Raw genomic sequence first — 11,395 nt, 5'->3', positions numbered from 1 at the left:
TTCACCATCTCTCTACCTTGAACAATGGGCGCGATGTATCACCCGTGTCGATCGCTCGCAGCCCTTCGGTTGTCGAGACAGCCGAGTTGGTGCCCTCCAATGTCCCTTTTCTTTCACGGGATCTGCGTTCGGCCTTCGTCAGGCCCCGGCTTTCAGCCTCGATCTGGCGTTGCTGTCGGATCAGCTCAGCGAGGACCATCTCACTGGACCCGGACTTGCCAAGGGCACGGGCCTTCCTCATGGCTTCGCGATATTCCCAGAGCGGCACGGGCGGAATTTCCAAGTTTCTGTACCGCGCCTCAACATATCGGCCATTGTCCAATTCGACCCAGATCATTGAGATATCGCGAGGATCGTAACGAACGACCACCTTTCCGTTCCCGCGCCCAATATGGCCTGCAAGGGCATCCGACCAGTACCGTATCTGGAACAGATGAATGCCGTCACGCCTAACCTTGCGCAGTTCGCTCGGCAGGAAGCTCACCCGAAAGGCTTCCATCTCAAAGGGGATGTCGCCCATCATTTGCTCAGAGAGCGCCTCCCATTTGGCAACGGGCGTGCAGCCAAGACTTGAATGAATGCTGTTGTTGTAACGGCAGATTTCCAGAGCAAACCAGCGATCGAATTCGCTCAAGGTCATCGTGGCCATTCCTTCGGCGTCATAGTCGCCCTTGGCCGCGATCGAGGATTGCGTTGTTCCCGGCAACAGGTGAACGGCCCCCATCATCGTCCCGATCAACCGTTCGATATGACCTCCGAAGTGAGGACTTCCCGGCGGTCGATAGACCAGATCGATCCCCCATTCCGCACATGCCGACCGAAAGGCCCGTGACCTGAAATCGCGGCCATTGTCGACGTGGATGCTGTGCGGTTTGCCCTGTGCGGGCCAAGGAACACTGCACACCAATTCCGCCAGAAGTTCCGCCTTCGGGGCCACCGCCTGCGTCAGGCAAAGCGCTACTGATAGACGCGAAGGTGCCTCGAGAGAGGCGTAGTATCCGGTTACCATCCGCGTTGCTATGTCGATCGCCAGCGTGACCCAAGGCCGGCCAATTGGTTGACGCTCAAAACTGTCGACAAGAATGGTGTCCGCGGGCGTATGGTCGATTTGCACGATCTCCAGTGGCTGACTGGCCTTGTTCTCGCCTGTGACCGGCGCAAGCTTCTGGCGGGCCGCCTTTGCGCCTTCTCGTGCCTTCACAACTTCGCGGGCATCCATTGCGTCAAGACGGCTCTGAACCGTCCGCCGTGTCGGTGGCTGCAGGCCCTGTTGCCAGCAGGCGCTGCGGATCTCTGTCACGACGCGCGAGAGGCTCGAACGCTCCCGGCGCAAGAAATAACGGCGAAGATGTTCTTCGATCACCGCTTCGACCTTGCTGGATATCAAAGTCGTACCTGTCGGGCGGCCCCGTTTCCGCGGAGCCAGGGCGCTGGTGCGCCCATCCTCCTCAGCTAGCCGCTTTATCCAACGCCAGACCGTCGCCCGACTGACACCAAGCTCCCAAACGGCATCATTGATGCTACTTTCCAGACTGCCAGTCCCATTGAGATATGCCTGAACAAGAGGGCGCAACACGCCGGCCCTGCGCGCCTCCTCAGCACCAACGGCAACGGAGTCTTCGCCATCATCATCCATCGATACTTGCCGCACGAGCCTGTGAACCTTGTCTCAGGTTTAAGGCCAAAAACTTCAGAATTAAAAGCAAAATCTCACATTTAAGAGCAAAGCACAGCCGTTGATTTCGTTGGATTTCGCATCTCACAATTAAGGGCTACGCGACAGCTGAGATGGCGATCTTCGAATACATCAACGGCTTCTACAATCCGCGTCGAAGGCACTCAGCATTGGGCTGGAAAAGCCCCTTGGCCTTCGAACGAAAGGTCGCTTAAATGAGCAATCGGAGCGGCACGAAAGCGTGACAGGTCCAATCGAAATGTCCTCGAGGCGTTGGCCGAACAGTTGCTCCGCGTCAGGGACATGTCCGGGCGGGATATCGAACTGCTTGAACAGGATCTCATGGCCAGCAACGACGATGTGCCCTCAATCGAGGCATCAGGTGCCGGGCAAAGCACTTGCCTGGAAAGCTGATTGCGGCCCTTCCGTTGGCTCCATCGGATGAAAACCGAAACCCGTATGAAAACCAAAACCGCCCGGCGCAAATGACGCCGGGCGGTTTTTTGCATGGGAGAGCATGTACTCAGACCTCCGGGCGGCTGGCCATCCATTCGGATATGGTGCTGGAATGCCATCCAATAAGACGTTCGGTCAGTTTGACAGGGGTCGGAAATGTGCCCGCATTGATATGTCTGTAAATCGTGGACCTGCTCAGGCCGGTAATTTTTTGTACATCTTTTTGACGTAGAATTTTGTTGGTCATTCAATTCCTCATTTTTTTACCAATACGTCCTTCTGTCACATTAAAGTTAAAACCAGTTTTCAATTTTAGGCAGTTTGGTCTTGACGGGTAATGAACTTGGTCCACGCGTACATGTGAGGTGCCCGCCGCTCCACGTAATCCGTGCGTTTATAGGTGTCGATGGCAGCGTCACCCTTACGCACATGTCCGATACAAGCTTCCGCGATGGTGTTGTCAACTTAACTCGCTGGCCGCGAAGAGATGACCGGTCTTGGATCGTCAGATGCTCGCGGCCGCCTTCCAGGCGTCGAAGGCCTCCATTCTATGATAGCGTGTTGCGTTTGCGGAACGCCGGCGAGCAGGTATCGAGAAGCGGTTTCTGGCGGCAGACAGACATGTCACAAACCGCTGCAACCCGCCCGGAGAACGAAACCCTTGCATGCACCGCTCTCGTTTTCGAAACGGCAAATGGCTGTTCTCGGCCCGATTGTTCAGGCCTTTGTGGGAGCGATGTTCAAGTCCGGACGCGATCTCGCGTCTGGCCGCTCCGTAGGAGCGCAGCTTGTCCGTGACGATCCGTTTGGGCAGGCCAAACCGCCTGATCAGCGATCTCAAAAGACGTTTTGCGGCACGCTTGTCGCGCTTAGATTGCACGATTTCCTCCAGAACGACCCCCTCTTGGTCAACCGCGCGCCAGCGCCAGAATTTCCGACCCGAGATCGTCACCGCAACTTCGTCGAGATGCCAGACATCCCCTGGACGCGCCTGCCGCCGGCGCAAGTTTCGGGCGATCTGCGGGGCGAATTTCGTCACCCAACGCCGGATCGTTTCGTAGGAAACGTAAATGCCACGCTTCAGGAGCATTTCCTCGACTTCGCGCAGGGAGAGATTGAAACGGACATACAGCCAAACCGCGTGGGCGATGATCGAGGGTGGGAACCGGTGGCGTTTGTAGCTGATCGAGGGTTGGCTCATTGACTTCGCTTACGCTGATGTCGGTACACCGACAACCGACGCCGAGTTTACGTGACAATACCGTCGCGCCTTCTGCGGGCTGTTCTGCATTGAATAGCCCCATGTTTCGTGGACGCCTTCTTCGCTAGGGTCCAGACTCGTTCTTGATCACAGCCAGAACAAGACGGTTGCGGCGAGCATGATTGCGGAGAAGAAGGTTTCCGGACACCGATCGTATCGGGTGGCGATCCGCCTCCAATCTTTCAGGCGCCCAAACATGATCTCAATGCGGTTGCGCCGTTTGTAGCGCCGCTTGTCGTATTTCACGGCTTTCTTGCGCGACTTCCGGCCTGGGATGCAGACTTTTATCCCCTTGTCTTTCAACGCTTCTCTGAACCAATCGGCATCATAGCCTCTGTCGGCGAGCAGCCACTCGGCCTTCGGCAAGCTGCCCAGCAGCGCCGCCGCACCGGTGTAGTCGCTGACCTGGCCGGCGGACATGAAGAACCCGATCGGCCGACCTTTGGCATCGGCAACGGCGTGTAACTTGGTGTTCATACCGCCTTTGGTGCGCCCGATCTGACGCCCACGCCCCCCTTTTTGACGCACAGGCTCGAGGCCGTGCGGTGCGCCTTCAGATACGTCGCGTCGATCATGATCGTCTTGTGCTCGGCGCTCGCGGCGGCCAGGCCCACCATGATCCGGGCGAACACGCCATTGTCGCTCCAGCGTTTCCAACGGTTGTAAAGGGTCTTCGCCGGGCCGTATTCCTTCGGCGCATCACACCACCGCAACCCATTGCGATTGATGAAGATTATGCCACTGAGAACGCGGCGATCATCGACGCGAGGCTTGCCATGGCTCTTGGAAAAGAACGGCTTCAGACGCTCCATTTGTGCATCCGTCAGCCAGAAAAGGTTGCTCATCAATCAGGTCTCCTTGCGGAACCTGAATCACGCTAAAGGCCTGAAATCAATGGGTCTGGAACCTAACAATCAGCTTGGACCAGTCAGATGAGGCTGCTCAACTTCACCACCATGGTATCGCGCACATCCAGCACTGCGGCGTTGACGGCTTCATGGTCACCCTCAACGGCATCAATCTCGTCCTGCGACACTCCGGTGGCCAACACGCGTCAGCCCTCTTCCAGAAGGACCGAGACGACGCCCTCGCCAGTACCACGTGTGCCTCCGATGATTACAGCCTGTTGCCTCAAACGGCCTCCTGCGCCAGAAATTCGGTTACGGCCTCCTTGCGCGGCATCGGAGCCACGGCACCATACCCCAGCGTAGTGAGGGCGGCGGCAGCATTAGCGTAACGCGCGGCTTCGAACGGATCGTCACCAGCGACGAGACGAGCAAGGAAGGTTCCGTCGAAGGTATCACCTGCCGCGGTTGCATCGACCGCCTTTACTTCGCGAACGGGCACGATGCTCTGTTTCTCGGAGGTGGCGACCAGCGTTCCTTTGGAGCCGAGAGTCAGCGCGACGATGCTCGGTCCAAGGTCGAGATAGAATTGTACGATGTCTTCGGGCGCTTCAAGGCCAGTCAGCTGCACCGCATCTTCCAGACCGGGAAGCGCGATATCGCATTGCGCCATGGCGGCATGGGTTACGGCACGCGCCCGCTCGAGCGGCCAGAGTTTCAGGCGAAGATTGGTGTCATAGGACACCCGGCCTCCCCCTTCCCTGACCAGCCGGATCGCTTCGAACACCGCATCTGCGGCGGTGTCGGAAATGGCCTGACTGATGCCCGAAACATGCAGAATTTTCGCTTGCTGCAAAGCGGTTACAGGAAGGTCGCCGGGACCCATACGGCTGGCCGCCGATCCGGCGCGGAGATAGCTGAATTCATGCCCGTCCGGCCCGTGGGTCACGAAGTAGACGCCGGTATGAGCGTCCGTGACTTGCCGAACAGAGGTGGTGTCGACACCTTCTGAGGCCCAGAGATCAAGGAATGATTGTCCGAAAGCGTCGGTGCCGAGGTGGGTGATCATGCCGACGCGCGCACCCTGTCGCGCCGCGGCAATCGCCGCGTTCGAGGTGTCGCCGCCGTGGCCGGGCAGGTAATTGCCGTCGGGTTTCTGGTTGAACTCCAGCATTGGTTCGCCGAGGCACAGGATGTCAGGTGTCATGTCACTCTCGTGTTTAGTGGGCCGCACCCGATGAGTACGGCCGCGATTTCAGAAGAATTATTGCGTGGTGTAGCTTTGACCAACGTCGGGGATCTTCCAGATGCGGAAGTTCGGGCTTTGCGAGTCGTCAAATGTCATGTCGCCATCGACCCAGAGATGCAGGTTGTTGGAAACCACATACATCTCGCCATCGGGACCCCAGGCCAGCGTGTCGGGCCAGTTCATGTCAGGATGGTACGCAAAACGACTGACGCGGCGCGTGGAGGGGTCGAACTTCATGATCCCGTCGAGCGACAGCGCCGTCATATAGATATTGCCGGCGCTGTCAGCGGTCATCCCATCGGTGTTCGTTGGCAAGACGGCCGCCACCTCTACCGCGCCTTCGATTACCGTTTCATTTGTGCCGAAGTCGCGTAAAATCCGGGTGGGCAGGCTGTAGAGATGGTTCCCGGTCAGGTTCGTCCAATACAGCGTGCGCTTGTCAGCTGACAATGCAATGCCGTCCGCACCTGTACGCATCCTGCCGTTTTTCAGAATCGGTCGGTCTCCGATGTTGAAGAAGAAGTTGGGTTCGTCATTGGTAAACCGGTGCTGATCAAGAAGACGCCGGACAGAGTTTGTGTTCATGTCATAGGTGATCAAGCCGCCATGCAGCGGATCACAGAAAATGCCGCTGTCGGCGATATAGGCAAAACCGCTGTCGTTGTCGACGACGACGACGTTCAGGAAAGAGCACTGCGGATCTGGGTCTTCCGCCGTGAAGTTATAGCGCTGAACTTCTTGGTTAGCTTTGATATCCCAGAGGACAAGTTTCGCATCTCCATTGGCATTTGGCTCGCCCGCCACATGGCCCTGGTCGAAAATCCACATCACGTCATTGCGATCAATTTCGAAGCCAAGAACGGCTTTTAGCCCGGCGGCATTCGCAATGTCGTTCATTGCCTCGCTCGGATAGGCCTCCAACGCCCAGCCGTCGCCCGTTTTCACCAGTTTGGACAGGGTAGCCGGAATTTCTTTGCCGCCCCAACGTGCCGTCGAGACATAGAAATTGCCTTGGCTGTCCACCTTGGCACCCTGGACAAGGGCCTTGCCGAAAAGTTCGCTGTTCTCCCAAGTGGATTTGGTGGCCGTGTCCACGACGATATAGGGCAGGCTCACCCATTCGGCGATAACCTCGGGCTCAGCCGCCCACAATGGTGGCGCCAGAAAAAGCGCTGCGCCGATGGATTTGGTCAGTTTGTGTCGCATACTCCCCCCCCCCTTTGTTCATTGGCCTCTGCAGGCCGCTATGGCTGGCCTGCAGAGGCCTGCGGTCAGATGCGGCCGTACTTTGCCAGCCCGTCGCGCAGCGAACCATTGGCGATGATCAGCTTGGCCTGCTCGGCTTCGCGTTCGTCGATTTCCTGCGCCATTTCGAGAACCGCTTCGGCATGACCGCGCGGCACCACCACGACGCCGTCGACGTCACCGACGACGATGTCGCCGGGGCGCACGATTACGTTGCCCATCGAGATCTCGGTATTGGCCGAAAGCGTCTTGATCCGACCCAGCGTTGTTCCGGGCGACACTTCGCGCGAATAGACCGGGAAGTCGTAGTCGCGTTTGATCTCGACCAGGTCGCGCACGCCACCATCGAGCACTGCGGCCTCGTGCTTGTTGGCTACGGCACCGGCAGTCATTAGACCGCCCCAAAGTGCGACCTCGGTGGTGCCATTGGTCGAAATTACGATGATTGAGCCTTCCTCGGCCTCGTCAATCGCGTCCAGTGCATGCTGGGGCGGCAGGAATTCATCGGTTGGGCCTTCGAGAATGGTCACGGCGGGACCGACGATCTTCTTGTCGTTGATCCGCGGCTTGATACTCGAGGGCAGAAAGCCGCCGCGCCCGGCGATCTTGTCGACTGCATCCGCTACCGAAGCGGTGGCAACCTGCCGAAAACCGGCGACGAGTTCTTTGGTATCCATGACTTTGTTCCTTGTTCTGCGTTTCTGAATGAAGTCCGGCGGTGGCGGCCGCCAGTTTCGTCTACTTGTTGACCCAGTTGAGGGGGGGCTTGCCGTTCAGCACGCGGCTGACCTCTTCTGCCGCCTTGGTCTGCAACAACCCGACCGTACGCTCCGAGTACCAAGCGGCATGATCGGTCAGGATGGTGTTCGGCGCCTTGAGAAGCGGGTTGTCCGGGCGGACCGGCTCTTGCTCGAAGACATCGATCCCGGCACCGAAGATACGGCCCTCGGTGAGCGCGGCGGCCAGCGCCGCCTCGTCCACCAGTCCGCCGCGCGAGACATTCACGACGATAGCGTCGGGTTTCATCAGGGCGATCCGCCCGGCGTTCAGGATGTGCCGGGTTTCCGGGGTAAGCGGTGCGTGCAGACTGATCACGTCGGCCTCGCGACACAGGGTGTCGAGGTCCGTGCGCTCGATGCCTTCATCGCGAGCTATGGCCTCCTCGAGATATGGATCGTAGACCACCACGCGATCGAACCCCAGCGCACGGAATTTTCGCGCGGCCTGCAATCCGATCTTGCCGCAGCCGATCAGGCCCAGCACAGCGTCCTGGCGGCCCGGAACCGGGGCGGCCTGACCGATCCCCCATTTTCCTGCCCTGACATCCGCGTCACGTGATACCAGCCGCCGTTGCACGGCAAGATAGAGCGCCACGCCATGTTCGCTGACTTCGCGGTCGGCGCCGTAGTCGGGCACGTTAGTGACATAGATGCCCCGCGCCTTGGCATATACCAGATCGACGTTGTCATATCCGACGCCATAGCGCGCGATGATTTTCAGATTCGGACAGGCGTCTATCTCTGCCGCCCCGATCTGGCGCTCGCGCACCAGGAGGGCAACCGGGTCAAGCGCCTGCAGGGCCGGGACCGCCGGTTCATCCAAACTGACCGGGGTGATCTGCACTTCATGGCCCGCAAGCACTGCTCGCTCTGTGTCATAGGCCGCATAGCCCGGCTCGAGGACGACCACATCGGCCATCCTGGTTTGACAGTCCCGACCCATGGCTCAGTTCGCCCTGTAGGCGTCGATCGCCGCGTCGAGTCGATCCGGCCATTCCGCGCCGATGTCCTCAACTACATGGGCCCGCACAGCCGGCTGCGCCGCTTCGCGGAACATCGTCTTCTGCTCGGGGCTAACTGGCACGACTTCCATGCCTTTTTCGGACAGGATCGCACTGGCATTGGCGTCCTGCGCCGCGGTCATACCGCGGTGGATCACCTTGGCGGTCTCAACGCATTGCTCGACGGCCAATTGCTCGTTCGCCGTAAGCGATTGATAGAACATGTCCGACATCAGGTAGGCGTGCCAACTGAACACGTGACTATCGAGCGAGACGTATTTCTGGTGCTGGTAGAGCGAGGCATTGACGATGTTGGTCACCCCGTTTTCCTGTCCGTCGACAACGCCCTGCTGGAGGGCGCCCGGCAGTTCCGGCCAGGACACAGGCGTCGCCGAGGCGCCCAGGCTTTCGACCAACGCGACCCAGACCGGCGCGGTCATGACGCGCATCTTGAGACCTTCCATGTCTTTGGGCTCGGCCACCGGGCGCACGTTGTTGGTGAAGTTGCGCACCCCGTTGTCGGCTACGCCGAACATGCGGATACCCGTCTTGGCCAGCATGTCCTCGGCCATAGCGTCGCCGAAATCACCGTCCATCACTGACCAGGCCATCGCGTGATCTTCAAAAAGGTAAGGGATCGCCAGCACCGAAAAAGGCTTGTAGACCGCCGATATTGGCCCGTCGTGGATCGCGGCCATCTGCACCGTGCCCAGCTGCAAGCCCTCAATGATCTCTGAGTCTCCGCCAAGCTGCGATGCCGGAAAGATCTGAACGTCGATTCCGCCCGACGTCTTGCCTTCAACGCAGGATTCAAAGGCCAGCGCGGCGGCGTGTTTCGGCGAGCTGAGGTCCGCCGACTGGAAGTGCGCGTATTTCAGTTCCTTGGCGCTAGCAGCGCCGGCGATGAGTGCGATAGCGGCACTGGCAGCCATCATTTTTGACATGGTTTTCATGAAGATCCTCCCTTTCATGTCAGTTTGCAAATCCAAAAAAGTTAGGGACGAAAGTACTGACTTCGGGCACGAGAATGACCAGAAGAAGTACCACAAGCTCTGCCAGCAGAAGCGGCAACACCGCCTTCGACAGGGACTCGATTTTAAGTTGTCCAACCGCCGCAACCACGAAGAGCACCGGTCCGACCGGGGGCGTGATCATGCCGATGGTCAGGTTCAGTACCAGCATCATGCCGAACTGCAGGGGGTCGACCCCGGCGGAATAGGCAATGGGCCCGAGGATCGGTGTCAGGATGATCAGCGCCGGAAGCGTGTCGATAAAGAACCCGCAGATCAGCGCGAAACCTGCCAAGATGAGAAGGATTCCTATCCGGTTCTCGGTGATGCCGGTGATCACCTCGGCCAACGATTGGGGAATTTGCAGGTAGGTCAGAAGCCAGGCAAAGATCGATGCCATCGCCACGATCAGGAATACGGAAGACGTGATCACAGCGGCTCGCACAAAGGCGTGGTAGATCGAGCGCAGCCTAAAGGCGCGCAGGACGAAGCCGAGCAGAAGCGCATAGGCCGAGGCGACCGCGCCCGCCTCTGTTGGGGTGAAAACCCCAAAGAGAATGCCGCCGAGGATAATCCCGGGCATGATCAGCGCCGGAAGCGCTGCCAGGGTCGCCTGGCGAAGCTCGGCCCGGTCTGCCCGAGTTTCACGACCGCGATAGCCATGACGGGTCGACACGACGTGGTTGGCGAGTGCCAGTGACAGGCCCAGCAGGATGCCCGGCAGGATACCAGCCAGGAATAGCCCGGCCACGGTGACGCCGTTGGTCGAGATCGCGAAGATCACGGCCAGGATCGACGGTGGAATGATCGGCCCGATGGTGGCCGTGGCGGCGGAAAGCGCGCCAGCGTAGTTTTTCTCATACCCCGCTTCGCGCATCATCCGCATGACGATGGCCGAGGGTCCGGCCGCATCCGCCAATGCCGATCCGCTGATCCCGGCAAAGAGCATCGACACAAGAATGTTCACGTGCCCCAGACCGCCCCGCACATGGCCGACCAACGCATTAGCAAAGCGCAACAGTGCGTTTGTCAGCCCGCACGCAGTCATCAGCTCCGACGCGAGAATGAAGAATGGCACCGCCATGAGCGGAAAACTGTCGATCCCGGCGAACAGGCGTTGGGTCGCAACCAGAGGGTTCAGTCCGCCATGCAGGAAGATCGCTGAAAGGCCCGCAATCCCCATCGTGAAAGCAACCGGTACGCTGAGCAGCAAAGTTGCAAAGAACAGAAGGATAAGCGTCTTTGCCATGACTACACCTCGCCTTCGGTTGCGGTTTCGTCGGGGCCGAACTCGAAGTCCTGCTTCACGAAACGTCGGGCGAAGAGCCCCAGATGGATCAGGAACAGTGCACAGCCGAACGGGATCGCCATGTAGGGGATGCCGCGTGAGATGCCGGTCGACATCGTTTCCTTGTTCCAGCCGAAGTCTACGAAACGAATGCCGAGCCAAAGCAGTGTTGCCATAAAGGCGAACATCACCGTAACGACGCCCCAGCGCAGCGCTTTGCGTGCACCCTCTGGCAGGAAATCAGGCAGCGTGGTGATCGCCACGAGGCGGCCTTCACGCAGGGCAAGCCCTGCGCCGGCAAATGCCCCGAGGATCATCAAATGTCGCGCCGCTTCTTCCACCCAAGCCAGCGACGCGCCGAAGCCATAGCGCCCGACAACGTTGGCAAAAACGATCACGAAGACCGAAGCGAGCAGCCCGGCAACCAGCGCCCGGTTCAATTCTGTGATTATGCGTTCGATGCGTGCCAAAGGTCCCTCCCTACCCGAAGCTGGAACAATACTGGCATACAGTATGCTAACCGTCAAGGGGCAGCATATTGTATGCTAGATGCAGGTCTGCTAAGATGCGGAAAAGGAGGCGCCTG

Annotated in this window: 12 protein-coding genes; all 12 read right to left on the bottom strand. The window is 59.1% G+C overall.

Going from position 1 to position 11,395, the window contains the following annotated elements; genetic code table 11:
- Nucleotide 1: 1 nt before the first annotated feature.
- Nucleotides 2–1,636, bottom strand: coding sequence for a Mu transposase C-terminal domain-containing protein (locus BMX67_RS16505; RefSeq protein ID WP_090737343.1), 1,635 nt, complete (start codon nucleotides 1,634–1,636; stop codon nucleotides 2–4).
- A 562-nt stretch (nucleotides 1,637–2,198) separates the two neighbouring features.
- Nucleotides 2,199–2,378: a helix-turn-helix transcriptional regulator gene (locus BMX67_RS16500; protein ID WP_090737341.1), complete on the bottom strand. Its 180-nt coding sequence runs from the start codon at nucleotides 2,376–2,378 to the stop codon at nucleotides 2,199–2,201.
- A 258-nt stretch (nucleotides 2,379–2,636) separates the two neighbouring features.
- Complete coding sequence (locus BMX67_RS16495; protein WP_090737339.1) at nucleotides 2,637–3,332, bottom strand: IS6 family transposase; 696 nt, start codon at nucleotides 3,330–3,332, stop codon at nucleotides 2,637–2,639.
- 147 nt (nucleotides 3,333–3,479) lie between these two features.
- A protein-coding gene (locus BMX67_RS16490) for an IS5 family transposase (protein ID WP_090737337.1) occupies nucleotides 3,480–4,237 on the bottom strand; the annotation gives its coding sequence in 2 pieces (ribosomal slippage) (nucleotides 3,480–3,913 and nucleotides 3,913–4,237; 759 coding nt in all).
- Nucleotides 4,238–4,320: 83 nt separating this feature from the next.
- Nucleotides 4,321–4,443 (bottom strand): hypothetical protein, encoded by a 123-nt coding sequence (locus BMX67_RS19995; protein ID WP_281249179.1) that lies wholly within the window; start codon nucleotides 4,441–4,443, stop codon nucleotides 4,321–4,323.
- Between the two features lie 80 nt (nucleotides 4,444–4,523).
- The gene (locus BMX67_RS16485; protein WP_090737335.1) at nucleotides 4,524–5,444 is read right to left on the bottom strand and encodes a sugar kinase; all 921 of its coding nucleotides are present in this window, start codon (nucleotides 5,442–5,444) and stop codon (nucleotides 4,524–4,526) included.
- A 57-nt stretch (nucleotides 5,445–5,501) separates the two neighbouring features.
- Entirely contained in the window at nucleotides 5,502–6,692 is a 1,191-nt protein-coding gene (locus BMX67_RS16480) for an L-dopachrome tautomerase-related protein (RefSeq protein ID WP_090737333.1), read from the bottom strand.
- A 65-nt stretch (nucleotides 6,693–6,757) separates the two neighbouring features.
- Complete coding sequence (locus BMX67_RS16475) at nucleotides 6,758–7,408, bottom strand: RraA family protein (RefSeq protein WP_090737330.1); 651 nt, start codon at nucleotides 7,406–7,408, stop codon at nucleotides 6,758–6,760.
- A 61-nt stretch (nucleotides 7,409–7,469) separates the two neighbouring features.
- Nucleotides 7,470–8,429: a C-terminal binding protein gene (locus tag BMX67_RS16470; RefSeq protein WP_090737328.1), complete on the bottom strand. Its 960-nt coding sequence runs from the start codon at nucleotides 8,427–8,429 to the stop codon at nucleotides 7,470–7,472.
- A 27-nt stretch (nucleotides 8,430–8,456) separates the two neighbouring features.
- Nucleotides 8,457–9,464, bottom strand: a complete 1,008-nt coding sequence (locus BMX67_RS16465; protein WP_090737391.1) for a DctP family TRAP transporter solute-binding subunit — start codon at nucleotides 9,462–9,464, stop codon at nucleotides 8,457–8,459.
- Nucleotides 9,465–9,483: 19 nt separating this feature from the next.
- Nucleotides 9,484–10,770: a TRAP transporter large permease gene (locus BMX67_RS16460; protein WP_090737326.1), complete on the bottom strand. Its 1,287-nt coding sequence runs from the start codon at nucleotides 10,768–10,770 to the stop codon at nucleotides 9,484–9,486.
- Nucleotides 10,771–10,772: 2 nt separating this feature from the next.
- Nucleotides 10,773–11,279, bottom strand: a complete 507-nt coding sequence (locus tag BMX67_RS16455; protein ID WP_175479950.1) for a TRAP transporter small permease — start codon at nucleotides 11,277–11,279, stop codon at nucleotides 10,773–10,775.
- Between the last annotated feature and the right edge of the window lie 116 nt (nucleotides 11,280–11,395).

Source organism: Paracoccus homiensis, assembly GCF_900111675.1.
In the GTDB taxonomy this organism is placed as follows: Bacteria; Pseudomonadota; Alphaproteobacteria; order Rhodobacterales; family Rhodobacteraceae; genus Paracoccus; species Paracoccus homiensis.
This window is presented reverse-complemented; position numbering and strand designations above follow the sequence as displayed.

Bases quoted from the DNA above. Each gene is read 5' to 3' on its own strand.
- BMX67_RS16480 (WP_090737333.1), bottom strand. From the start codon at position 6,692: ATGCGACACAAACTGACCAAATCCATCGGCGCAGCGCTTTTTCTGGCG.
- BMX67_RS16475 (WP_090737330.1), bottom strand. From the start codon at position 7,408: ATGGATACCAAAGAACTCGTCGCCGGTTTTCGGCAGGTTGCCACCGCT.
- BMX67_RS16495 (WP_090737339.1), bottom strand. From the start codon at position 3,332: ATGAGCCAACCCTCGATCAGCTACAAACGCCACCGGTTCCCACCCTCG.
- BMX67_RS16500 (WP_090737341.1), bottom strand. From the start codon at position 2,378: ATGACCAACAAAATTCTACGTCAAAAAGATGTACAAAAAATTACCGGC.
- BMX67_RS16465 (WP_090737391.1), bottom strand. From the start codon at position 9,464: ATGAAAACCATGTCAAAAATGATGGCTGCCAGTGCCGCTATCGCACTC.
- BMX67_RS16470 (WP_090737328.1), bottom strand. From the start codon at position 8,429: ATGGCCGATGTGGTCGTCCTCGAGCCGGGCTATGCGGCCTATGACACA.
- BMX67_RS16505 (WP_090737343.1), bottom strand. From the start codon at position 1,636: ATGGATGATGATGGCGAAGACTCCGTTGCCGTTGGTGCTGAGGAGGCG.
- BMX67_RS16460 (WP_090737326.1), bottom strand. From the start codon at position 10,770: ATGGCAAAGACGCTTATCCTTCTGTTCTTTGCAACTTTGCTGCTCAGC.
- BMX67_RS16485 (WP_090737335.1), bottom strand. From the start codon at position 5,444: ATGACACCTGACATCCTGTGCCTCGGCGAACCAATGCTGGAGTTCAAC.